This is a genomic window from Pseudomonas sp. GNP013, assembly GCF_054343995.1.
This window is the reverse complement of record NZ_JBTGUT010000001.1, coordinates 2234095-2258540: the sequence shown is the minus strand read 5'-3', so window position 1 is coordinate 2258540 and position 24446 is coordinate 2234095. Positions and strand designations below refer to the sequence as shown.

Genomic DNA, 24446 nt, shown 5'->3' with positions numbered 1-24446 from the left:
TTTTTTACAGATCGACGCAGCGAAGTTGGAACGTCAGTGCATCGATCCGGCACTCATGGCTGCGCCTCAGGAACAGGGAGATCCAACGTAAAGGCGTCCTTCTGACAGACCGGGGTATTTCGAATGAGCATCACCCGCGTAGCGCATCGACCGATGAACCTTGTCACCGAAGCACCTGAGCCGGGTGCAAAAAAAGCGGGTGCGGTAACAGCGAACCCATCTCCCCGGGACCGTTCGTCCTCGGTTGCGACACCTGCCGTCAAAACCGTGCAGCAATTGCTGGCGGACCAACAGGATATGTTCAGTTTGGCCGATAAACTAAGGGGCCTGACAACCTGGGTGGATCACAAGTTTTCCTACCAGTTGAACAGCGATGTCGTGCTTCCCTATGTAGGTTCTTCCTACGCTCTGGCGCGCACCACTCCCCCGACCCTGGCTACCGTCATCACGGACCTGGGCTATGACTTGCCGCAGAACGTCGTTGAAGCCAAAGCGCTGGCAGACATATTGGAGAAAAAAGCGTCGGTGCTCCTCCTGGGGGATTTCGGTGGCGCGCTGTCCTGGCCGATACCGATGGCGCAAACTGACCAGTACCGCATCGCCCAATTCCTGCTTTCCAGCGAGACGGGGCTGCCGGGTTTACCGTTGTCCACTGACAGGGGTGTGCTGGATTATTTATTGATTGGCAGCTCGGTGACACACGATGACTTGAAAGGCCCCGCCACCATGGCCATGCAGAAATTGCTCGACAGCCCAAACGCCCTGGCGCTGGGGCAAGCCCTCCAGGCGCACCTGGGGGGTGTGGCGTCGGACACCAGTATTTACGACTATATATTGGCGGCGATTCACCTTCGGCTGGATCCGGAATCTTCTCTAAAAAAAATTCGCAACCACACCGCGCACTTTGATCTGTTACGTCCCGAGCATTGGGGCCTCGCCCCGTCGCACGTCGTCAGCGAACTGAGCCGTCATCTTGTCGACAATGGACGGGCTGCACCGTATTCAGCCACGCTCGCGACTCACCTTTTACTGGCCTCCAGTGCACCGCAATTTCTGGTTAAAGACATTCCAGGCGGCGTCACCGTAGGCTCTGCCATGTGGGCGCAGTTGACGATTGCCGCAGCCAGGATCGAGGCGCAGACGCCGGGTCGGGTGCAGAACATGACCTACGCAGAGGTTATCGCTCAAGCTGAGTCAATAGCGGCTGACACTTACACCAGTCAATTGGCTCAACGCGGCGCCCTGATCGATTGGGCCGTAGCCAATGGAGTGCTGAAGCCCAGCGAAACCGAACATTCTGCGGCCGAGATACAACAGGCCAGGATCGCCTATAACGATCAACTCAGCGCGCTGGTGAAGTCTTCGTCATTACTGGAGACGCCCGTGCCCAGTCGAAAGGACATCGCGCTGGAATACCTGAAAGCTGAATTTCCTCAGGTGGATCCTTCCGTCTTTGAAATCAGGAATTTGCAAATACGCGACCAGAACGCACTCCGCGTTTACCCCGCTTATCTTACGCGACGCTCGATGCTTGATATCGTGATGGAGGGCAAACCGCTCGACAAGCATCACGTATGGGTCACGCCGGATAGGCGAATTCCGATCGCCTCGTTCAACACTTACTTAAAAACCAAAAAACATACTGAGGTCAAAAAGTTATTCGACACTCATTATGAAGCCGCCATGAAATCGCTGGGTGACGGCCACCATGAACTTGTCAAGCAGCTGGTATCCAACTTGCCACTGGCTGACCGCAGGAATTTTGAACAGGGCGACGTGAAATTTTTTCACACCAGCGACTACAAAATTGCACTCGATTTCACTTCACCGCTCGAACTGGTACATCGTGCGCGCACGATGCATGTAAAGACTACGCTCAACGGCGAGGTCAACGTGTATGAAATCGACTCCAGCACAGGGACCATTGAAAAAAAGGAACACCTGATTCGCAGACTCAGCGAGCCCTATACCGCTGAGAAGATGGATTCCAGAGCCGCGAATCTCATTACTCGAATGTCCGTGCTGAACCCTTACAACAGTGCTCGAGACAGCGAAACGACAGAGAAGCCCGTTACCGCTCAAACGCCCGACAGCTATCGCTCCAAGCGCACCGACTTTATTGCCAACATGTACGTCAAAGCGCTCGCGCTGGATGGCGAGGAGCTGTTGAACCACGCCAGAGGTATTACGTCCTTCGACAAAGGTCGGGCGCTAGGTAGCGTGATTGATGAGTTTTTTCTCAACCTGATTCCGTTTCGATCGGCTATCAATAATTTTCTGCAAGGCAACACCCTTGACGGGGTCGGTGATCTGGCTATTGACGCGTTCGGACTGCTCACGCTGGGTGCGGGCAAGGCGGCGCAAGCGGTAAAAGTCTTTGGCAAGGGCATGTCGGGTTTGAACGCCGCTGCCAAGGCAACCAAAGCGGTAAAGTTTATTGGCGCGGCTGCTATTGAGTTTATTAATCCCGTGGGCGGGGTGGGCGACGTGTTGGTGGGAGGAGCCAAGCTGGTTGGAAGAGGGCTTGCCAAGGGGGCCGATGTGGTCACCGCGCTCAGGGGCGCAAGTGGCAGTTACGATGCGCTCAAAGCAGCCAGTAAACATAATCGCATCGTTGCAACCGGCACCTTCAAGCTGGCAGACGAGGTTGTCCAAGGCGGTGCAGTGTTTGAAAACCGTAAATGGTACTCGTTGGACCCGGTCATTGGTCCTTATGGAACGGCGTTGGCGAACTTCAAACCGGTAACGGTCGCCGCCAACGGTGAGATAAACGGCAACTGGATTAATTGGTTGACCGCTGTTGTGGCTCCAACCCCGAGAACGCCCCACATTTCTGATGTCCTCAGAGACACCTTGGCAAAGGCCAAGGCTAATGACCTTGCCGCCTTCACCCGAGGTCATGATGCTGGCAACATCGAAAACATCCCTGGGTATTACAGTTCCATGAATGTTTCGGATCTCAAGGAGTTGACCGTCAGTTCGGGGCGCACGGCCGAAGAGATCGGTTCGTTGGCCAAAGTGATAGAAACCAGAATGGTGCGCAATAGCCTTGAAAGCGCGAGAATCTTCAGCGAGCAAATCGCGGCCGCAGGTGGCAAAGCCACGCTGATGCCGCAAAACTTCTACCTGAGCCAAGGGGATCTGGCATCAAACGGCGAATGCGCGGCCTTGGTCAATACCATGGCCATAGCCATTCAGAATGGGCGCCAACAGACGTTGATCGATAATTTTTTCAAAGCGAGCATTAAGACCAATGATTCCAAAGTCCTCGCGTTTCGCAAACAACTGAACGAGATGCATCAGATCGTTCGCGACCATTTTCATGGTGTTCAACCCGTGTCCCAAATGTCACACATTGACATCGGCGCTACCCTGAGCAAAGCAACCCCGCCCTGCATGATGAGGGTCGCTACGCAAAATCACGGTCTGCTCGCGGGGGCCATGTTGAATAGCAACGGCCAGAAGGAGTGGTTTTTCTTTGACCCCAATTTCGGCCTGGCGACGTTCACCAGCGAAGCCACAATGCAGCGCGGAATAGAGGTCTGCCTGAATAGCGGAAGAACAGCAGGCACACTGAGCCCTGTCGCCATTACCAGCGGCAGGCCGCAATTCAATGTCAGTCTTTTCAATGAGTCTGACTTTCTAATGACAGTGCCCTATAACAACCCGTATGCGCTGTTCAACGCGGCTCTTTGAGCCAGGGCTCACACATTCGTGCAAGAGGGTTTCAACGCCGGGCGTTCTGTACGCCTCCAGCGACTTCAAGACGGGTCGCAACCCCTCGGCAGTCAAACGTATGAGTAAACCAGCACGCTGACGGGACATTCGGCGTGCCTAAGGTCACAATGCCAGCCATTCATTTTGAACTTGCTGGCATTGTTATCACTCACTACCGGGTTAGCTTCTGCCTCGTCACGTTCAGCCCCTCACTTTTCAGGAATGCTCATTATGTCCTCCACCTCCTCCACCATCCTTGTAGTAGAAGACGACAACATCGTGCGCATGCTGATCGTCGATGTACTCGAAGAGTTGGAGTTCACTGTGCTGGAGGCTGCTGACGCCGAACAGGCACTGGCATTTGCGCAGAATCGCGATGAGGTCATCAGCCTGATGATGACCGACGTCGGCCTGCCGGACATGGACGGCAAGCAACTGGCAACCAAAGTACGTGAGTTGCGCCCCGAACTGCCGATCCTGTTTGCCAGCGGCTACGCCGACAACATCGATGTGCCCCCCGGCATGCAGCTGATTGGCAAACCGTTCTCGATCGATCAGTTGCGCGACAAGGTCAAGTCCATGCTCCCCGCAGCCTGATACCTGCCCCTCGCCTTATCCATTTGCTCAGTTCAGTGTGCGTGCAGGGATTTACGTGACGTTTGCCCAATAAAACGGGAAACTCGTCGCCTTCATCTCCCGTCAGTCAAAAGAACTCTGGAAGGACGCAACAACATGATCGGAAAACCTGCGCGCCTGGTGCTGGCGAGCCTCTCCCTCCTCATGAGTACCGGCGCATGGGCCGACTTCACGGCGACGCCGGCGCAAGCGCGGGCGATCGCCAAGGAAGCCTACCTGTATGGCTTCCCGGTGGTGCAAATGTACAAAACGCTCTACACCCAGGCGGTGGACAAGGGCGGCGTCAACTACAAGGCACCGTTCAACCAGATCGGCAATGCCGCGCAGGTGGTGACGCCCAGGGACGCTGCGTTCCCCAGCCCGAACGCAGATACGCCCTACTCCTTCGTATGGATGGACCTGCGCAGGGAACCGCTGGTACTGACCCTGCCCAAAATCGAAGACGACCGCTATTACTCGGTGCAGTTGATCGACCTGTATACGCAGAACTTCGCCTACCTGGGCACCCGCAGCACGGGTAACAACGGCGGTCACTACATGATCGCCGGGCCTGACTGGAAAGGTCAGCAGCCGGTGGACGTCGACCGAGTGCTCTACAGCGAGAGCAATATCGCCTACGCCCTCTACCGCACGCAGTTGTTCGATGAAAAGGACCTGAACAAGGTCAGGCAGATCCAGGAAGGCTACAAGGTGCAGGCGCTGAGCAGCTATGTGAAACAGGCCGCGCCGCCCAAGGTTGCAAAGGTCGAGTGGCCCAAGCCGATGGCGACCATGACCGAGGGCCCGCAGCTGTTTCGCTATCTGAACTTCATGCTGGCCTTTGCCGCGCCCCAGGACAGTGAAAAGGAGATGCTCGCGCGCTTTGCCACCATCGGCATCGCCCCCGGCGCGCCGTTCAAGGTCAAACAGTTGACGGCTGAGCAACGCAAGGCGCTGGAAGACGGCATCGCCGACGCCAAGGCCGAGTTCGCTGCGTTCAAGAAAGACAAAATCGAGACCCGTCAGGTCACCAGCGCAGACCTCTACGGCAGCCGCGACCACCTGCAGAACAATTACCTGTACCGCTACGCCGGTGCCGAAACGGGCTTGTTCGGCAACTCGAGTGATGAAGCGGCCTACTTCAAATACGTCGTCGACAGCGAAGGCAAACCGGCCAACGGTGCACGTCACAGCTACACGGTGCATTTTGCCAAGGACCAGTTGCCGCCCGCCGATGCGTTCTGGTCACTGACGATGTACGACGCCAAAACCCGCTTGCTGGTGCCGAACCACAAGAAGCGCTACCTGATCAATTCACGCATGCTGCCCGCCCTCAAGCGCGACGCTGACGGTGGCCTGACCCTGGCGCTGCAGCACCACGAACCACCGAAGGCCGAACAGAGCAACTGGCTGCCGGCGCCACCAGGCCCGTTCTATGCGGTGCTGCGGGTGTACCTGCCCAAACCCGAAGTGGGTAATGGGCAATGGAAACTGCCTCCATTGACGCCGTTGAAATAGACGCTTCAGGCGCGTTCGCGGGGAATCAGGCTTTGTAGCTGCGATGCCAGAAAGTTGGCATCGAAGGCATAGGTGTCCGGGTCTTTCAGGCCATTGGTTTTCTTCCATAGCCAATCGTTTTTGTCCGCCGGCAGCACCAGCGATATGCTGCCATGGCGCGTCGCGGTCAGGCCCGTCACCGCCACGGAGATCAACCCGCCCGCTCCCATTACATCCGGCACGAACTCTACGGTTTTGCCGGTGATTAGCACAGTGAGCTTTTCGGTGTTGAAGGCCGATGCCTGTGCAGCTGCGCTCGGGCCGCTGGCGACGTAGGCTTCACGGCTCACCTCCAGCAATCCGGCGCGCTTTACCGGTTCCAGCCACTGTTCAATCAGTTGGAACAGCTCGCCGAGTTTGTGCGCCCAGCGCGCCGACTGCACATCGAACAGCTGTTTTTTATGCGCTTCGCTATCAGCGTAGTGACGAAGCATCTCGCCCAATTGGTGTACATCGTCCATTTCGGAAATCCTTGGGTGAACCAAGTTGCGAAGCCCGATCATGGCAGATGCGCCCACATGGCGTACGGCTTAAAAACTGTTCGGGGCATTTGGTCGGCTGTTTGCGGATCAGATCGAGCTGCGCAGACGCGCCATGCTCAACGTATCGACAAACACACCGTCACGCAGGGCGTAGTCGCGCAAGCGCCCTTCCACCTCGAAGCCGAACTTGCGGTACAGGTGATGCGCGGCTTCGTTGTCGGCATACACCGTCAGTTCCACCCGGTGCAGGTTCATCCAGTTGTCGGCCACGTCCAGCGCGGCCGCCAGCAGCCGGGAGCCCACTCCCTTGCCTTGCCAGGCCGTCGCCACGCCCATGCCGAACGAACCGACGTGGCTCTGGCGCACCCGCAGGTACTGCTCCAGGCCAAGTTGGCCAACCACCTCGCCGCCATGCAGCGCAACCAGCTGGAGTCGGCGCTCGTTATCCAGCACCAGACGTTTGCGCCAGGCTTCGACCGACTGGAAGGGCATCTGCAGCACCTGCCTGCACACCGCCGGCTCGTTATAGAGGGCGGTGACGCCTTCCAGATGGGCCTCGGTGAAGCGCTGGATCACGATCGGGGTTTCAGGCGCATGCATTGTGTTTCATCCTTTGAAAGACACATGGCCGCCCAGTGTAGGGCGCAAGTCGGCGCAAAGGAAAGTGCCGTACGTTCCCGGAGCCTGCCGGTAACAAGCGCTGTGTTTTCCTACATTCACGGCCAGACCGACCTTGTAATACTCCCGGCCATCCAACCACAGCCGGGTCTTCAAACAGTGAGCAAGCAACGAACAGTATTGGGCAGCCTTATTATCATTGCGCTAATGACCAGCGGAGCCTGTGCGACCAGAAAACAGGCGGAAAATATTCGATGGCTCCCCGACTGCGACGCACGGCCTATCCGCGGCCTGGACCCGGAAGTCGTTGCCAGAACACAGTGCGGCATCGTCCGCGTGCCGTTGAATCACCTGAAACCTTCGCTCGGCACCCTCGACCTGGATATCACGCGGGTGACCGCGCGCCAGCCAGGCAAGCGAGAAGGCGCGATATTCACCAACCCGGGCGGCCCCGGTGCTGAAGCAGACGGCTTTGCGGTGCTGCTGGCTTCAATCTGGAAAAACTACGGCGAAAAGCCCGACGGCGAGGCGTATCGGCATCTGACCGACACCTTTGACGTTATCGGTCTCACGCCCCGGGGAATGGGCAGCACGAAAGATTCGCAGCTGGTGTGCCAATCCGATGAGCTGATCGTCGCGCACAACGACATCACTGAAGACCGCAGCCCCGCCAACCTGATGGCCCTGCAACACAACGCCGCCGTACTGGCCCGTGGCTGCGCCAGTCAGCGCCTGGCGCCCTATATCAATACCGCTCAGACTGCGCGTGACATGGAGTTCGTGCGCGTTTTACTCAAGGAGAAAAAGCTCAATTATTTGGGTAATTCCTACGGCACCTGGCTGGGCGCCTGGTATGCGGGACTGTTCCCCGAGCACGTTGGTCGCATGGTGCTCGATTCGAACACGGACTGGACATCGACTTTCCAGGACGCCTCATTAATCCAGGCGCCAGAGAAGGAAAAGATATTCGAACGTTTTGTTGCGCAGCCCGCCGCCCGCCGCCCGCAGGTCTATCAGATGGGCAACGATCCCAAGGCCATACGTGACATTTTCCTCGAACTGTTACCCGAGGTCCGCGCGGCACTGCGTTCGGACAATGAGCTTTACAGTTCTGCAGAGTATCTGATGGCAGCACGCTTGCTCAGTCAATGGTTGCGAGAAACGCCCGACACCAATGACACCCACCTTCTGTCCAGGGCACGCACCCACCGATTCAGCCCGGACACCGAGGTGGATCAGTCTGCTAAAAGTGCGTTCATGCACTTGCTTACGCTCATCCGCAACCCTGAACCCTGGAATGGTCTGGCACCCGGTCCGCTGAAGCTCACGCCGACGGCCTCTGTACGCAGCACGGTGTTATGCAATGACACACCAGCGGCGGGCGAGGCATTCTGGGCCGACAAGGGCAACCGCTACGCCACCCAGTACCCGGTGGGCGGCAGCTTTTTCCAGGCCGCGCACTGCGCTGGGTGGAGTGTTCAACCATTGAACGGTGTTCCCGTGAAAAACCTGAAGCACGTGCACAGCATCCTGATGGTCCAGGCCGAATTTGACGACCAGACACCGGCAGCGGGCGCGTTGAAAGCCTTCAAAAGCTTGCCCAACACCCACATGACGTTGCTCAAGGGCAGCTATCAGCATGGTGTGTCTTTTTCCGACAGCAGCGCCTGCGTCAATAAGAGTGTCGGTGATTACCTGGCATACGGACGCAAGCCTGAACGTTATCTGATCTGCTTCGGTGCAGATTGAACCGGCGCCGCCAGTCGCCACACCCGTGCGATATCCGATGCGCGCTCGCGCAACAGGCGTGGCGCCTCGCTGCAGGCCTGCTCCAGGCTCATGGGTCCTGACGGCAAGGCAAAGGCTGCGTCCACGCCGTGGGCATACATCTGCGCATAGCCATCACCCAGGGTGCCGGCGATCACGATCACCGGCACGCTGTGCTGTTGGGCAATGCGTGCCACCCCAAACGGCGTTTTGCCGCGCAGGGTCTGCGCGTCGAAACGGCCCTCCCCGGTGATGACCAGGTCGGCGCCGCACACGACGGCGTCCAGGCCGACCAGTTCGGCGACTACCTCCACTCCCGCCCGAAACTGCGCCCTCAGGAATGCCTTGGCGGCAAAGCCCAGGCCGCCGGCGGCGCCGCTGCCGGGCTCGTCGCGCACGTCGGTGGCCAGCACGCTGGCGCAGTGGTCGGCGAAATGACCGAGCGCGGCGTCCAGGTATTGGACTTGCCGGGGATTGGCGCCTTTCTGCGGACCAAAAATCGCCGAAGCGCCGTGCGGGCCGCACAGCGGGTTGTTCACGTCGGCGGCGATTTCAAAACGCACCTGTGCCAGGCGCGAGTCAAGGTTGTCCAGGCCGATATGCGCCAACTGCGCCAATGCCAGGCCGCCGGGGGGCAATTGTTGGCCTGCCGCGTCGAACAGTTGCACACCAAGGGCTTGCATCGCCCCGGCGCCGCCATCATTGGTCGCACTGCCGCCGATGGCCAGGATGATGCGCCGCGCGCCGAGATCCAGTGCGGCGCGGATCAATTCCCCCGTGCCGTAAGTGGTGCTGGAGCAGGCGTCGCGCTGGCCCGGCGCGACCAGTTGCAGGCCGCTGGCCTCGGCCATTTCGATGATGGCCGTGTGGCTGTCGGCCAGCCAGCCCCAACGGGCTTCAACCGTGCCGCCCAATGGCCCTCGAACCGTCTGGCTGCGCAACTCGCCGTTGCACGCAGCCAGCACGGCATCGACCGTGCCTTCACCGCCGTCCGCCATCGGACATTGAACCAGCTCGGCAGTCGGCCAGACCTGGGCCAGCCCTTCGGCAATGGCCTGGGCCACGCCTGCAGCACTCAGGCTGTCCTTGAACGAGTCAGGGGCGATGATGATTTTCATGGGCGTTCTCCGGTTTTTATAACGCCCATGCTGCCAGTTGCCACCGGTCATGACGCCTGTCCGATGCACAAGTGCGGCGCAGGTTTGTTGTTCATTGTGACAATGGCTGGGGCAACAGTTGCACACCCAGATACAGCGCGAGCATGCCGTCCAGGGTCAGCGGGTCAACGCCGCTGAGTTCGGCGATACGCTCCATGCGGTAGCGCAGGCTGTTGCGGTGGATGCCCAGGGCGTCGGCACAGGCCTGGCTCTGCCCGTCGTGTTCGCACCAACTGCGCAGCGTGGCCAGCAACTGGCCATTGTTGTCCCTGGCCAGCACCTGGCGCAGCGGGTTGAGCAGCTCATCCAGCGCGTCTTCGTGGCGATGGCGCCAGAGCATCACCGGCAGGCGGTAGCGGTTGAGGGTAAGAACGCGCGATTGCGGCAGCACATCGCGGCCGTAGGCGAGCAGATCGCCGACGCGGCGGTAACAACGACGCAATGCGGCCAGCCCCTCGGCCTGCCCGCCAATGGCCACGCGCAGGACGTTCCAGCCCAGACCGTCGAGTTTTTCCAGCAGGCGTGGATTATCCACCAGCACGGCGGCGGGCCGGCACCACAGCAGTGAGGATGGCGCCGAACTCACGCACCAGCTGTCCGGGTAGCGTGAGGCCAGCCAGGCACTCAAGTCCTGAGCCGATTGCCCGGCCCCCAGCTCAAACAGGTACGGCATGCGCGCCGCTTGCGGCTTGAGGCCCAGGCGTTGCGCCTCATCCACCAGGCGCGGCGAGTCGCCGTTGTCGGCCAACAGCAGCGCCAGCAGGTCATCGCAGCGCTGACGTCGCCATTGTTGCTCGATTTGCTGATGACGATGGCTCACCAGCATTTCGGCGGTCATGCGCACCAGTTCGGCGTAGGTGCGCAACCCTTGCGGCTCGCCGGTGATGCCGAGCACGCCGATCAGGCGCTGATCATGCAGCAGCGGCAGGTTGATGCCCGGTTGCACGCCCTTGAGGTGCTTGGCGGTCTGCGTGTCAATCTCCACCACGCGGCCGTTGGCCAGCACCAGCTGCGCGCCTTCGTGACGGGTGTTGATGCGTTCCGGCTCGCCGCTGCCAAGGATCAGGCCCTGGCTGTCCATGACATTGACGTTATAGGGCAGGATCGCCATGGTGCGATCGACGATATCCTGTGCCAGGTCATGATCAAGCTCGAACATGGGGCTGTTTTCCTTGAAAGCGAGGTTGTTCATCGGCACAGCGCATCGCATGCTTGACTGTGCGCGGGCACAAAGACAGCAGCCTGCCCGTTGGCCGAGACTCGTTGGGCGATCAACGTTACCTGCGCATCGCAAAAAATCATAATAAAGAGAGACCGCCATGTCCCAGAGCGCCGCTGCAGCACCGGCCACCGATGACGCAAAAAACGCCATCTACAAGCGCGTCACCCTGCGCCTGATCCCCTTCATCTTCATCTGCTATCTGTTCAACTACCTTGACCGGGTCAACGTCGGCTTTGCCAAGCTGCAGATGCTCGACGCGTTGAAGTTCAGTGAAACCGTGTACGGCCTGGGGGCCGGGATCTTCTTTATCGGCTACGTGCTGTGCGGCGTGCCGAGCAACCTGGCGCTGACGCGGTTCGGCCCGCGGCGCTGGATCGCACTGATGATGATCGTGTGGGGCACGCTGTCGACCTGCCTGCTGTTCGTCACCACGCCCACGCATTTCTACACCCTGCGTCTGTTTACCGGCGCCGCCGAAGCGGGCTTCTTTCCGGGCGTGGTGCTGTACCTTTCGCAGTGGTTCCCGACCTTCCGCCGGGGGCGCATCATGGCCTTGTTCATGTCGGCAATCCCGGTGTCCGGCCTGCTTGGCAGCCCCTTTTCCGGCTGGATCCTCAACCATTTCGCCGCCGGCCAGGGCGGCCTTGCGGGCTGGCAGTGGATGTTCCTGTTGCAGGGCGTTCCCACTGTAATACTCGGCGCCCTCGCCTACTTCCTGCTCAGCGACAGCTTTGCCCATGCCAAGTGGCTCACGCCCCACGAGCGTGCGGTGCTGGAGGCCGACCAGGCCACAGACCTGGCGAACAAGCCGAAAACCAGCACCGATTCGCTGGCTGAGGTGTTCAAGAACCCGGTCATCTGGGCGTTCGGCCTGATCTACTTCTGTATCCAGAGCGGTGTTTACGCGATCAACTTCTGGCTGCCGTCGATCATCAAGAACCTGGGATTCAGCGATAACCTGGTGATTGGCTGGCTGAGCGCGATTCCTTATCTGCTGGCGGCGGTGTTCATGCTACTGGTGGGGCGTTCCGCCGATTTGCGCAAGGAGCGGCGCTGGCACCTGGTGGTGCCGATGCTGATGGGCGCCATCGGCCTGGTGATTGCGGTGAATTTCGCCACCACGCCGGCAATCGCGATCCTCGGCCTGAGCATTGCGACCATGGGCGCCCTCACCGGCCTGCCAATGTTCTGGCCGGTGCCCACCGCCATGCTCAGTGCAGGCGCGGCGGCGGGCGGCCTGGCGTTGATCAACTCCATGGGCCAGATGGCTGGCTTCCTCAGCCCGTATATCGTCGGCTTTGTGAAGGATGCCACCGGGTCCACGGATATGGCGTTGTACCTGCTGGCGGCGGTGATTGTGGCGGGCAGTGTGCTGGCTTTGCGCATGACCCGCAGCCTGAAGGCCTGAGCCGGCCGGGAGCCGTCAAAAACGCCCCAAAATAGCGCGACGCTGCTTCGCTAAAACCACCATAATCTACGCTTGAAATTGGATTGAACGGTTTGCGCGAGGGCAGCGTGTCTAAAGGTGTTGTGTTATCCGTATCGGCGTCGGTGTTGTTTGCCGTCATGTACTACTTCACGTCGTTGCTGACGCCGTTGAGCGGCCTGGAAATTTTTGGCTGGCGCATGCTGCTGACCATGCCCTGCATGACCGTGTTCATGATCGTCACCGGCGAGTGGCGGCGTGCATGGGCGTTGTTGCGCAGGATCGCGGCCCAGCCACAGTTGATTGTCGGGGCGATGCTGTCCTCGACGTTTCTTGGTGTGCAGTTGTGGCTGTTCATGTGGGCGCCGCTCAACGGACGCAGCCTGGACGTGTCGGTGGGCTATTTCCTGCTGCCGCTGACCATGGTGCTCACCGGGCGCCTGGTGTGGGGCGAGCAGTTGTCTTATCTGCAGAAAATTGCGGTGTTCTTCGCCGGGCTCGGGGTGCTCAACGAGGTGTTCCAGGCCGGAGGCTTCTCCTGGGCGACGCTGGTGGTGATCATCGGCTACCCGCTGTATTTCATCATCCGCAAATACCTCAAGACCGACCACCTGGGCGGGCTATGGCTGGACATGGCGCTGATGCTGCCGGTCGCCTGGTGGTTCGTGCAGAGCGGTGAACAGGGGTTTGCGGTGATGGATACGCACCCGAAACTCTACGCGTTGATCCCCATACTCGGGCTGATCAGTGCCTCGGCGCTGGTGAGCTATATCATTGCCAGTCGACTGCTGGCGTTCAGCCTGTTCGGGCTGCTCAGTTACGTTGAACCCGTGTTGTTGCTGGTGGTGGCACTGCTGCTCGGCGAGGGCATCAAACCGGGCGAATGGCTGACCTACATTCCGATCTGGATCGCGGTGATGGTGCTGGTGTTCGAAGGCTTCAAGCACCTGGTGCGCCAGCGTCGGGCGTGAATGGCAGGCAATAAAAAGCCCGGCCGACGCCGGGCTTTTTATTTATGCGTCAGTCGGTGCTCAACACACCGCGACGCACCTGGTCGCGCTCGATCGACTCGAACAGCGCCTTGAAGTTGCCCTCGCCAAACCCATCGTCGCCCTTGCGCTGGATGAATTCGAAGAACACCGGCCCCATCAGGGTTTCCGAGAAAATCTGCAACAGCAGGCGCTTGTCGCCTTCGATCGACGAACCGTCCAGCAGGATGCCGCGCGCTTGCAACTGGTCGACCGGCTCGCCGTGGTTGGGCAGGCGGCCTTCGAGCATTTCATAGTAGGTGTCCGGCGGCGCAGTCATGAAGCGCATGCCGATCCGCTTCAAGGCGTCCCAGGTCTGGATCAGGTCGTCGGTGAGGAACGCCACGTGCTGGATGCCCTCGCCATTGAACTGCATCAGGAATTCTTCGATCTGCCCCGCGCCCTTGGACGACTCTTCGTTGAGCGGGATACGGATCATGCCGTCCGGCGCACTCATGGCCTTGGACGTCAGGCCGGTGTACTCGCCCTTGATATCGAAGTAGCGCGCCTCACGGAAGTTGAACAACTTCTCGTAGAAGTTCGCCCAGTAGGCCATGCGGCCGCGGTACACGTTGTGGGTCAGGTGGTCGATGACCTTGAGACCAGCGCCGACAGGATTGCGCTCCACGCCGTCGAGGTAGACGAAGTCGATGTCATAGATCGAACTGCCTTCGCCGAAGCGATCGATCAGGTACAACGGCGCGCCGCCGATACCTTTGATGGCCGGCAGGTTGAGTTCCATCGGACCGGTCTGGATATGAATCGGCTGGGCACCCAGTTCCAGCGCGCGGGTGTAGGCCTTTTGCGAGTCCTTGACGCGAAACGCCATGCCGCACACCGACGGACCGTGTTCGGCCGCGAAATACGAGGCCAGGCTGTCGGGTTCGTTGTTGAGGATCAGGTTGATCTCGCCCTGGCGGAACAGGTGCACGTTCTTGGAGCGGTGGGTGGCTACCTGGGTGAAGCCCATGATCTCGAAGATCGGCTCCAGGATGCCTGGGGTCGGTGATGCGAATTCGATAAATTCAAAGCCCATCAGGCCCATCGGGTTTTCGTAGTGGTCTGCCATGGTCGGCGCCTCATCATGCGGGTGGTTGGCAATTGTTCAGTGGCGAGCAGGGATGAGGATTGAGGGCGGCGCGCAGGAGAGGCCTCGCACGCTGCGGGCGAGGAAGTCACCGAAGATGAGGGGGGAGCCGAGTAGCTTCATGGTGTCATCAGTCTCTGACGGCAGAGGCTTGCGTGAGCGCAAGTCCATATTCTTGTATGCGTAAATCGATTCTACACAGCGTAACCTTGTTTGTCCGCAGTCTTATCAGATCGCCAATGCCCTGCCCCGTGCAAGGGGTTTGTAACGGCACTCGATACAATGTTGGCCTGCTGCGCGGCAAGCATATTTCAGCCCAGGCATCTATCATCGCTATATTGCCGCCGGCCTCCTGGCGCCCCCACTCGCCTGACAGGCCGCTTATGCCCTTATCCGTCAAAGGCCCGCGCAAGCCCCTCGCCCGCCATTCCATCAGCGTTTTCTGTGCGCTGGTGCCCATTGTGCTGGGTGTGTTCATCCTGCACTGGCAAGCCGAGCGCACCCTGAAGCACAACACGGTGCAAGCCGCCCAGGAAGCGGTGCGCCAATTCGAACTGATGCTCGACCAAACCGCACTCGCCACCCAGGCGCTGCTGCCGTTGGCTGGCAAACCCTGCGACCAGGCGGTGCAATTGGCGCTGCGCGAGCAGGTCACGCGGAGGCCGTTTGTGCGCGCAACGACCTTGTCCTGGCAGGAAAACATCTACTGCACGTCACTGTTCGGCAGCGATCACGTGTCACGCATCAACCCGGCCGACTACGTGGATGGGCGACTGTGGCTGATGAAAGGCAACCCGGTGACGCCGGACACAGCATTGCTGGTGTACCGGCTGGTCGATGGTGACCGGGCCGCCTTCGCCTCAATCGATGGCTACCACCTGACCAATACCCTGCGCCTGCTCAGCCGCCATGCACAAATGGTGCTGCGCGTGGGCCACAATTGGCTGGGGGACGACGGCAAAGCCCACGCCACTGCGGTTCCGACGTTTGCCGTGGCCCATCACCATCTTGCTTCCGAACGCTATCGATTGAGCGTCGACGCCGGCCTGCCGGCGGGTGAAGTCTGGCGCTACATGCAGGCGCGCTACCCGGCCATGTTCAGCCTGGTGCTGTTTTTTGGCCTGTTGGCGGGCCTGCTCGCACATGGCCTGCAAAAACGCGTGTCGCGGCCCACCCATGAGCTGCGGCGCGCCTTGGGCGCCAATGAGTTTCTCGCGTATTTCCAGCCAGTGGTGCGCGGCGATACCCGCGAATGGGCAGGCTGCGAAGTGCTGATGCGCTGGCAGCACCCCAAGGAAGGCCTGGTACGGCCCGACCTGTTTATTCCATTGGCCGAGGATTGCGGCCTGATCGTACCGATGACCCGCGCCCTGCTGCGCCAGACTGCCGAACAACTGGCACCGCACGCCGCGCTTCTCACTCCCGGCTTTCACATCGCGGTGAACATCACGGCCCGGCATTGCCGCAATCTGGAGCTGGTGGAGGATTGCCGGGCATTTCTTGCCGCCTTCCCACCCGGTCACGTGACGCTGGTGCTGGAGCTCACCGAGCGCGAGTTGATCGAGCCTACCGATGTGACCCGTCGATTATTCAATGCGCTGCATGAACTGGGGGTGATGATCGCCATAGACGACTTCGGCACCGGGCATTCCAGCCTGGGCTACTTGCGCAACTTCCACGTTGACTACTTGAAAATCGATCAGAGTTTTGTCGCCATGATCGGCGTCGACGCGCTCTCCCGCCACATTCTCGACAGCATCATCGAACTGTCTGCAAAGCTCGACCTGGCTATCGTTGCCGAAGGCGTGGAAACTGCCGAACAGTGCGAATACCTCGCCGCCCACGGTGTGGATTTCCTGCAGGGTTATCTGTTCGGACGGCCTTTGCCCGGCGCTGAATTCATTAAATCCCTGGTTCGCCATTGAATAGTCAGTGACGGGCGATGTGAAATAATGCAGTTAAGACAAAAGACTTGATTTACTCAAGACAGATTAACTACTACAATTTTTCGTGCCTGTGCAGCACCCGCAGACGCCATCTTACTTGAGTCGCCTTACCGCTTTTGGCTTATTGCTTTGTCTGCAGTTGATGTCAGCCACATACACTATTGGAGTAAAGATCTTGTCCAGACTCGCCGAATTTCGCGCAGCAGAAAAAGCCCTTCAAGAACAGCTCGCCCAGCTGGAATCCCTGAAGAACGACGCCGGCCTGAAGAAAGAAATCGAATTCGAAGAAAAACTCCAGGCGCTCATGAAGCACTACGGCAAAGGCCTGCGCGACATCATCTCCATCCTCGATCCAAACCCGGGCAAGGCCGGCACGGCAGGCGCCGCCGCCCCCAAACAGCGCCGTGCACGGGTGGTCAAGGTGTACCAAAACCCGCACACCGGCGAGCTGATCGAAACCAAGGGCGGCAACCATCGCGGCCTTAAAGCCTGGAAAGAACAGTATGGCGCTGCCACTGTTGACTCTTGGTTGCGCGGCTGATCGCAGCGCACTAACAAAGAGCCCCGCTTAAGCGGGGCTTTTTTATTCAAGGGTTCGAAAGCGAACTTAAATATTATTTCATTTTGTTCAAAATCGATAAGTACCCCACACTTAAAGTTTCAGCGTGCTGCGCACTGAATTGACTTCATCCTTGCTCGCTTCATAAGCCTGGGCCTGACCCGCAAATGAAAATACATAGGCCTTATCGGCATCGACAGCGCCGACCAATGTTTGTGACAGCACATGCCTGCCGTTCTCGGTAATCACGCAGGTAGATTCCAGTGCATCGAGACGGCTCAATGTGCTGGCGTGAATTTTGGTACACACACTTTGATAACCACCCTGGGCGAAATCCTTCTGGATGGATTTACGCATTTCCAGCAACACGCCTTGCAGATTGACCTTATGCCCCGCCTCAATCGGCGTAGCGGTCAGCTCCATGGCCATCAGGGTCGCACCCTTTTCGTCGTTCTTGATTGCCCGTTGGCGCGACACGCTCGAGGCGGCCGAGGGCGCCTGGGCGTCAGGCGCCACGTCCTCTATCTGCCAGCCACTGGGCCAGTGAACTTCCGGGTCGGCCGCCCCTACCAACGGACTGGCCAACAATAAACACAGGACACTCAACAGCGGTTTAGGTAATTGGATCATTGCAAAGACGCCCAAGGTTCAGGCGTCAAAGTCTGAGCCCCCACCCCCGCGACTCGCAAGGCCTGCGTGACCTTTTCTTTTGGCGCTGCCGGCGGGCCTTGCGTATCATGACCGCGCAGCACGGACGCTTGCCGCAAGCCAAGGGACCGCTTTGCCCCATTTTTTCTGGAGGGCCCATGAGCCTGCACGAACTGAACACCTTGCCGGGCGTCACCGCCCAACCTGACACCGCCACCTCGAACTTCGTCTTCAACCACACCATGCTGCGGGTCAAGGACATCACTCGGTCGCTGGACTTCTATACGCGCGTGCTGGGGTTTTCCCTGGTGGAAAAACGCGATTTCGCGGAAGCCGAATTCAGCCTGTACTTCCTTGCCCTCGTCGATAAAACGCAAATTCCAGCGGACGCCGCCGCGCGTACCCAGTGGATGAAATCGATTCCGGGCATCCTGGAACTGACCCACAACCACGGCACCGAAAACGACGCAGATTTCGCCTACCACGACGGCAACACTGACCCACGCGGTTTCGGTCATATCTGCATCTCGGTGCCGGATATCGTGGCCGCCTGCGAGCGTTTCGAAGCCCTGGGCTGCGATTTCCAGAAGCGCCTGACGGATGGCCGCATGAAAAGCATCGCCTTTATCAAGGACCCGGACGGGTACTGGGTCGAGATCATTCAGCCCGCGCCGCTGTAACGAAAAAACCCCATGATCGCTCATGGGGTTTTTCATTTTCAGGCTTGGTATCAAGCCGGAGCGGAGCTGCGGATCAAGTGATCGAAAGCACTCAGGGAGGCCTTCGCGCCCTCGCCTACCGCAATCACGATCTGCTTGTAAGGTACAGTCGTCACGTCACCGGCGGCAAACACGCCTGGCAGTGACGTTTCGCCACGGGCATCGACGATGATCTCGCCGCGTGGTGTCAGCTCCACGGTGCCTTTGAGCCAGTCGGTATTAGGCAGCAAGCCGATCTGCACAAAGATGCCTTCCAGGTCGAGGGTGTTGAACTCGCCGCTGTCGCGATCCTTGTACACGAGGCCGGTGACTTTCTGGCCGTCGCCTTTGACTTCACTGGTCAGCGCACTGGTGATCACGTCCACGTTCGGCAGGCTGTGCAACTTGCGTTGCAACACGGCGTCGGCGCGCAGTTTGCTGTCGAACTCGAGCAAAGTGACGTGGCTGACAATACCGGCCAGGTCGATGGCTGCTTCCACGCCGGAGTTACCGCCGCCGATCACCGCCACACGCTTGCCCTTGAACAGCGGGCCATCGCAGTGCGGGCAGAAGCACACGCCCTTGGCCTTGTATTGCTGCTCGCCCGGCACACCCATTTCACGCCAGCGCGCGCCAGTGGCCAGAATCAGCGTTTTGGACTTGAGGGTGGCACCGCTTTCGAAGCGAATTTCGTGCAGGTCACCGGCATTTTTTGCCGGGATCAGGCTGCTGGCGCGCTGCAGGTTCATGATGTCCACGTCGTACTGACGCACATGGGCTTCCAGGGCGCTGACCAGTTTCGGCCCTTCGGTTTCCTGCACCGAGATGAAGTTCTCGATGGACATGGTGTCCAGCACCTGGCCGCCAAAGCGCTCGGCCGCCACACCGGTACGAATGCCTTTGCGCGCAGCGTAGATGGCGGCCGAAGAGCCCGCGGGGCCACCACCGACGACCAGTACGTCAAAGGCGTCCTTGGCACTGATTTTTTCGGCGGCTTTTTCGATGCCGCTGGTGTCGAGCTTGGCGAGGATCTCTTCCAGCCCCATGCGGCCCTGACCGAAGTTCACGCCGTTCAAGTAGACGCTGGGCACCGCCATGACCTGGCGCTCATCGACTTCCGCCTGGAACAGCGCGCCGTCGATGGCGACGTGGCGGATGTTCGGGTTGAGCACGGCCATCAGGTTCAGCGCCTGGACGACATCCGGGCAGTTCTGGCAAGACAGCGAGAAGTAAGTCTCGAAGCTGAACTCGCCTTTAAGGGCGCGAATCTGTTCAATCACTTCGACACTGGCTTTCGAGGGGTGGCCGCCGACTTGCAGCAGGGCCAGCACCAGCGAAGTAAATTCATGGCCCATGGGGATGCCGGCAAAACGCAGGCTGATATCGGCACCCGGGCGGTTGATGGAGAACGACGGCTTGCGCGCGTCATTGCCATCGGTGTTCAGAGTGATCAGCGTGGTGAGGCTGGTCACGTCCTGCAAAAGGGCAAGCATTTCCTGGGATTTCGCGCCGTCATCGAGGGAGGCGACGATCTCAATCGGCTGGGTGACCCGTTCCAGGTATGACTTCAACTGAGCTTTAAGAGTGGCGTCCAACATACGGGCGATTTCCTTTGATTTCGGGTATAAAAAAACGCCCGAGCGAATCTCGCCCGGGCGTTTTTGAGGGCGGTTGCAGCTTACTGAGTAGGTGCGGATACCCGCCCTGGGTGCTTCACAGACTTAGATCTTGCCAACCAGGTCCAGGGACGGAGCCAGAGTGGCCTCGCCTTCTTTCCACTTGGCTGGGCACACTTCGCCCGGGTGGGCAGCGACGTACTGGGCAGCCTTGATTTTGCGCAGCAGCTCGGAAGCATCACGGCCAACACCACCGTCGTTCAGTTCGACGATCTTGATCTGGCCTTCCGGGTTGATCACGAACGTACCGCGGTCCGCCAGGCCTGCTTCCTCGATCAGCACGTCGAAGTTGCGGGAGATGGTCAGGGTCGGGTCGCCGATCATGGTGTACTGGATCTTGCCGATGGCTGGCGAGGTGTTGTGCCAGGCAGCGTGCGCGAAGTGGGTGTCGGTGGACACGCTGTAGATCTCGACGCCCAGTTTCTGGAATTCGGCGTAGTTGTCAGCCAGGTCTTCCAGTTCGGTTGGGCAAACGAAGGTGAAGTCGGCTGGGTAGAAGAACACAACGGACCACTTGCCTTTCAGGTCAGCGTCGGTCACATCTACGAAGCTGCCGTTTTTGAATGCGGTGGCTTTGAACGGTTTTACTTGGCTGTTGATGATAGGCATCGTTGACTCTCCGTCAGGGGTTATGAAGTTGATGGGGTGAATCCTAACCACTCTTTGCGTCGATGGCTCATTGGCAAACCTGATGCTGGTGATTGGTTTTCCCTATCAGGTAGCTGTATTAATAGAAGAAATCTCACAGCAGCGGTTGGCTGGCCAGGGTCATGCCGGTAAAGGGGGTTGCCTCAACATAGCGCATGGCCGATTTCATGTCGCGCCAGCCGACGTAACTCATCAACGACTTCAAGTCCCAGCCGCTGCGGTGAGCCCAGGTCGCAAAGCCCCGGCGCAATGAGTGGCTGGTGTATTGCTCGGCGGCGATCCCCGCACGCTCCAGCGCCTGGCGCAGCAATGGAATCACGCTGTTGGGATGCAAGCCCGCCTCGCCCAGGTTGCCCCAACGGTCAATGCCGCGAAACACCGGGCCGCGCACCAGCGCCGAAGCGCTGAGCCATTCGCTGTAGGCCTGTACCGGGCACAGCCTCAAGAGTGCAGGCGTTTGGTAAGTCTTGCCGAGATTGTGCCGATCGCTTTTGCTGCGCGGCAGGTACAGGCTGATACCGGCGCCGGGCGTGGCCTGCACATGTTCGATCTGCAGGCGACACAGCTCATCACTGCGAAACCCGCGCCAGAACCCCAGCAGGATCAACGCAGTGTCGCGCCGGGCGCGCAGCAGTCGCGGCTGATCCTGTTGATCGCTCGCCTCCTGGGCCTCTGCCTGCAGAGAAGCCACCACCTGCTCCAAATGAATGAGTTGCAACGGCTCGGCCTGCTTCTCCTGAACCGGGTGCACGGCCCGAATGCCCTTGAGCACCTTGCGCACCACAGGCGTCCTGGTCGGATCGGGAAAACCCTGGCTGGTGTGCCACTGCGCCAACGCCGACAGGCGCAGCTTCAGCGTATTGACCGCCAGCACGCCTGCATGCGCCACCAGATAGCGCGCCACACTGTCGCTCGTCGCCGGCAGGAATCCGCCCCAACTCACTTCGAAATGCTCGATGGCCGCGCGATAGCTGCGGCGCGTGTTGTCGCGGGTGGCGGCGTTGAGATACCGCTCCAGATCGCTCATGGCAGGCCTATTCGTACTGATGGCAGGGGTTTTCGCGCTCACAACGCACATGACACGGGATAATACGCCAATATCCCATCTGTTAAATCATGAATTTAAAGACCCTTTTATTTATGATACGGTATGTAAATACATACTCTGTACCACAGTACGAAATCGACGGAGACCCCATGGCTCGTGGCGGCATTAATAAGGCAGTAGTGCAGACGGCGCGCACGGCGATCATCGCCCGCGGCGAAAACCCCAGCATCGACGCGGTACGCATCGAGATGGGCAATACCGGTTCGAAAACCACTATTCATCGGTATTTGAAGGAGCTGGACGAGAGCGAAACCCGGGCGACCATCACCCAGGCGCCCATCGACGACGAGCTGAGCGAGCTGGTGTCACGACTGGCCCAGCGCCTCAAGGAGAAAGCCCAGGAGCCAATTGACCTGGCCCAGGCGCGGTTCGAACAGGACAAAGCCGCCCTGCTCGGCCAGCTGGAAGAACTCGAGCTTGCCCACGGCCAGCTCAAGCAGCAGTTCGATATCCAGGCCGCAGCGCTTGCCGAAGAAAGTGCTGCACTGCAGACCGCCAGCACCAGCCTGCAAACCGAGCAGACACGCAACGCCGGGCTCAGCCAGGCGTGCAGCGATTACGAATTGAGGATTAACGATAAAGACGAACAGATCCGCTCGCTGGAAGAAAAACACCTGCACGCCCGCGATGCACTGGAGCACTACCGCAACGCCATCAAGGAACAGCGCGAGCAGGAGCAGCGTCGTCACGAGGGCCAGGTGCAGCAGGTGCAGGCCGAGCTGCGCCAGGCGCAGCAAAGCGCGATGGTGCGTCAGGACGAGATCACCCAGTTGCACCGTGACAACGAGCGCCTGCTGATCGAGCACCGCGTCACGGCCAGGGAACTGAATACACTGCAGGAACAGACCCGCGAAGACCAGGCCCGGCAACTCGCGCTGAGCGAACAGGTAAACCGGATTGAAAGCGAGCGCGTCCTGCTGCAGGAGCGTCTGCGCGTGGCCATGTTGGACAGCCAGTCACGCCAGGACGCGCTGGCCGAGCATCAACAAAAGAACAAGACGCTGGAGCTGGACCTGATCAAGGCCCAGGCCAGCATCGAGGCGCTACGCCTGGCGGCCGTCGTTGCGACGACGCCAGAGGCAACGCCTGACGCCTGATCAGTCGGCTACAGGCGTGCGCATGGTGACGAACTCTTCAGCGGCCGTGGGGTGCACGCCGATGGTTTCGTCGAAATGCTGCTTGGTCGCGCCCGCCTTGAGCGCGATCGCCAGGCCCTGCACGATTTCGCCGGCATCGGGGCCGACTATGTGGCAACCCAGCACCTTGTCGGTGTCGGCGTCGACCACCAGTTTCATCAGGGTCTTTTCCTGGCAATCGGTAAGCGTGAGCTTCATTGGCCGGAAGCGGCTTTCAAACACCTTCACGCTGTGGCCCTGCTCTTTCGCATCTTCTTCGGTCAGGCCAACGGTGCCGATGTTCGGCAAACTGAACACTGCCGTCGGAATCATCGCGTAATCCACCGGGCGATACTGCTCGGGCTTGAACAGGCGACGTGCCACCGCCATGCCTTCAGCCAGGGCCACCGGGGTCAGCTGCACACGACCGATCACATCGCCAATCGCCAGGATCGACGCTTCAGCGGTCTGGTACAGGTCATCCACTTCGACGAAGCCGCGCTTGTCCAGTTTGACGTCGGTATTTTCCAGGCCAAGGTTATCCAGCATCGGCCGGCGGCCCGTGGCGTAGAACACGCAATCGGCTTCCAGCACGCGACCATCCTTGAGCGTGGCCCTGAGGCTGCCATCGGCCTGCTTGTCGATACGCGCGATATCGGCATTGAACTGCAGGTCCAGGCCGCGCTTGGTCAGCTCTTCTTTCAGGTGGGTTCGCACCGAACCGTCGAAGCCGCGCAGAAACAGATCGCCGCGATACAGCAGCGATGTACTGGCGCCAAGGCCGTGGAAGATCCCGGCAAACTCGACCGCGATGTAGCCACCGCCCACCACCAATACGCGCTTGGGCAGCTCTTTGAGGAAGAAGGCTTCGTTGGAGCCAATTGCGTGTTCGCGCCCCGGAATCTCCGGAATCTGCGGCCAGCCACCGGTAGCGATCAGGATGTGTTTGGCGGTGAACCGCTCGCCATTGATTTCCACCTGATGAGAATCAACCAGTCGCGCATGTCCTTCGTGCAGGGTCACGCCACTGTCGACCAGCAGCTTGCGGTAGATGCCATTGAGGCGGTTGATCTCGCGATCCTTGTTGGCGATCAAGGTCGCCCAATCGAAGTTCGCTTCACCCAGGGACCAGCCAAAACCACTGGCCTGCTCGAAATCTTCGGCAAAATGTGCGCCGTACACCAACAGCTTTTTCGGCACGCAACCGACGTTGACGCAGGTACCGCCCAGGTAGCGGCTTTCGGCCACGGCCACTTTGGCACCAAAGCCTGCGGCAAAACGGGCCGCACGAACACCGCCGGAACCGGCGCCAATTACATACAGGTCAAAATCGTAGGCCATTTCATTCTCCTCGGCAGCACATCAGCATACC

General features: G+C 59.6%; 20 protein-coding genes. 10 read left to right on the top strand and 10 right to left on the bottom strand.

Annotation, left to right across the window (positions count from 1 at the left end):
- Nucleotides 1-123: 123 nt before the first annotated feature.
- From ACXX81_RS10070 to ACXX81_RS10060, 3 genes are all read left to right on the top strand, one after another.
- Nucleotides 124-3696: an Mcf1 protease effector domain-containing protein gene (locus tag ACXX81_RS10070; RefSeq protein WP_458571607.1), complete on the top strand. Its 3573-nt coding sequence runs from the start codon at nt 124-126 to the stop codon at nt 3694-3696.
- Nucleotides 3697-3948: 252 nt separating this feature from the next.
- On the top strand, nt 3949-4314 hold the full coding sequence (locus ACXX81_RS10065) for a response regulator (protein WP_458571606.1): 366 nt from the start codon (nt 3949-3951) through the stop codon (nt 4312-4314).
- 135 nt (nt 4315-4449) lie between these two features.
- Nucleotides 4450-5850: a DUF1254 domain-containing protein gene (locus ACXX81_RS10060; protein ID WP_231421294.1), complete on the top strand. Its 1401-nt coding sequence runs from the start codon at nt 4450-4452 to the stop codon at nt 5848-5850.
- Nucleotides 5851-5855: 5 nt separating this feature from the next.
- Here the strand turns inward: ACXX81_RS10060 and ACXX81_RS10055 are convergent, their stop codons facing one another.
- Both ACXX81_RS10055 and ACXX81_RS10050 read right to left on the bottom strand, forming a co-directional pair.
- Nucleotides 5856-6350: a hypothetical protein gene (locus ACXX81_RS10055; protein WP_322213585.1), complete on the bottom strand. Its 495-nt coding sequence runs from the start codon at nt 6348-6350 to the stop codon at nt 5856-5858.
- A gap of 108 nt (nt 6351-6458) precedes the next feature.
- Nucleotides 6459-6971: a GNAT family N-acetyltransferase gene (locus tag ACXX81_RS10050; RefSeq protein ID WP_209982025.1), complete on the bottom strand. Its 513-nt coding sequence runs from the start codon at nt 6969-6971 to the stop codon at nt 6459-6461.
- Between the two features lie 177 nt (nt 6972-7148).
- On the opposite strand from ACXX81_RS10050, the gene ACXX81_RS10045 reads away from it, so the two are divergent.
- Nucleotides 7149-8738: an alpha/beta fold hydrolase gene (locus ACXX81_RS10045; RefSeq protein ID WP_209982028.1), complete on the top strand. Its 1590-nt coding sequence runs from the start codon at nt 7149-7151 to the stop codon at nt 8736-8738.
- Here the strand turns inward: ACXX81_RS10045 and ACXX81_RS10040 are convergent.
- On the bottom strand, nt 8711-9874 hold the full coding sequence (locus ACXX81_RS10040; RefSeq protein ID WP_458571605.1) for a glycerate kinase: 1164 nt from the start codon (nt 9872-9874) through the stop codon (nt 8711-8713). The two genes, ACXX81_RS10045 and ACXX81_RS10040, sit on opposite strands and share 28 nt — an antisense overlap.
- Nucleotides 9875-9965: 91 nt before the next feature.
- A complete protein-coding gene (locus ACXX81_RS10035) occupies nt 9966-11072 on the bottom strand; it encodes a sugar diacid recognition domain-containing protein (RefSeq protein ID WP_458571604.1) in 1107 nt (368 codons plus the stop codon).
- 160 nt (nt 11073-11232) lie between these two features.
- On the opposite strand from ACXX81_RS10035, the gene ACXX81_RS10030 reads away from it, so the two are divergent.
- Nucleotides 11233-12543 (top strand): MFS transporter, encoded by a 1311-nt coding sequence (locus ACXX81_RS10030; protein ID WP_231421297.1) that lies wholly within the window; start codon nt 11233-11235, stop codon nt 12541-12543.
- 107 nt (nt 12544-12650) lie between these two features.
- Nucleotides 12651-13532, top strand: coding sequence for an EamA family transporter RarD (gene rarD, locus ACXX81_RS10025; protein WP_209982037.1), 882 nt, complete (start codon nt 12651-12653; stop codon nt 13530-13532).
- A 49-nt stretch (nt 13533-13581) separates the two neighbouring features.
- On the opposite strand, the gene hppD is transcribed toward rarD, so the two are convergent.
- The gene (gene hppD, locus ACXX81_RS10020; RefSeq protein WP_209982039.1) at nt 13582-14658 is read right to left on the bottom strand and encodes a 4-hydroxyphenylpyruvate dioxygenase; all 1077 of its coding nucleotides are present in this window, start codon (nt 14656-14658) and stop codon (nt 13582-13584) included.
- A 401-nt stretch (nt 14659-15059) separates the two neighbouring features.
- Between hppD and ACXX81_RS10015 the strand changes: the two genes are divergently transcribed.
- Nucleotides 15060-16601, top strand: coding sequence for an EAL domain-containing protein (locus tag ACXX81_RS10015; protein WP_209982041.1), 1542 nt, complete (start codon nt 15060-15062; stop codon nt 16599-16601).
- 196 nt (nt 16602-16797) lie between these two features.
- Nucleotides 16798-17163, top strand: coding sequence for a histone-like nucleoid-structuring protein, MvaT/MvaU family (locus ACXX81_RS10010; protein WP_209982044.1), 366 nt, complete (start codon nt 16798-16800; stop codon nt 17161-17163).
- Nucleotides 17164-17274: 111 nt separating this feature from the next.
- Here ACXX81_RS10010 and ACXX81_RS10005 read toward each other — a convergent pair whose 3' ends face one another.
- Nucleotides 17275-17811, bottom strand: coding sequence for a DUF4946 domain-containing protein (locus tag ACXX81_RS10005; protein WP_458572575.1), 537 nt, complete (start codon nt 17809-17811; stop codon nt 17275-17277).
- A 176-nt stretch (nt 17812-17987) separates the two neighbouring features.
- Here ACXX81_RS10005 and gloA point away from each other — a divergent pair, with 176 nt between their 5' ends.
- Complete coding sequence (gene gloA / locus ACXX81_RS10000) at nt 17988-18509, top strand: lactoylglutathione lyase (protein ID WP_209982046.1); 522 nt, start codon at nt 17988-17990, stop codon at nt 18507-18509.
- Between the two features lie 50 nt (nt 18510-18559).
- Here the strand turns inward: gloA and ahpF are convergent, their stop codons facing one another.
- From ahpF to ACXX81_RS09985, 3 genes are all read right to left on the bottom strand, one after another.
- On the bottom strand, nt 18560-20125 hold the full coding sequence (gene ahpF, locus ACXX81_RS09995; protein ID WP_209982048.1) for an alkyl hydroperoxide reductase subunit F: 1566 nt from the start codon (nt 20123-20125) through the stop codon (nt 18560-18562).
- Nucleotides 20126-20248: 123 nt separating this feature from the next.
- The gene (gene ahpC / locus ACXX81_RS09990) at nt 20249-20812 is read right to left on the bottom strand and encodes an alkyl hydroperoxide reductase subunit C (RefSeq protein WP_003191303.1); all 564 of its coding nucleotides are present in this window, start codon (nt 20810-20812) and stop codon (nt 20249-20251) included.
- A gap of 133 nt (nt 20813-20945) precedes the next feature.
- Nucleotides 20946-21878: a site-specific integrase gene (locus tag ACXX81_RS09985; protein WP_458571603.1), complete on the bottom strand. Its 933-nt coding sequence runs from the start codon at nt 21876-21878 to the stop codon at nt 20946-20948.
- A 170-nt stretch (nt 21879-22048) separates the two neighbouring features.
- Here ACXX81_RS09985 and ACXX81_RS09980 point away from each other — a divergent pair, with 170 nt between their 5' ends.
- On the top strand, nt 22049-23056 hold the full coding sequence (locus ACXX81_RS09980) for a DNA-binding protein (protein WP_458571602.1): 1008 nt from the start codon (nt 22049-22051) through the stop codon (nt 23054-23056).
- Here ACXX81_RS09980 and gorA read toward each other — a convergent pair whose 3' ends face one another.
- Nucleotides 23057-24415, bottom strand: a complete 1359-nt coding sequence (gorA, locus tag ACXX81_RS09975) for a glutathione-disulfide reductase (protein ID WP_458571601.1) — start codon at nt 24413-24415, stop codon at nt 23057-23059.
- Nucleotides 24416-24446 lie beyond the last annotated feature (31 nt).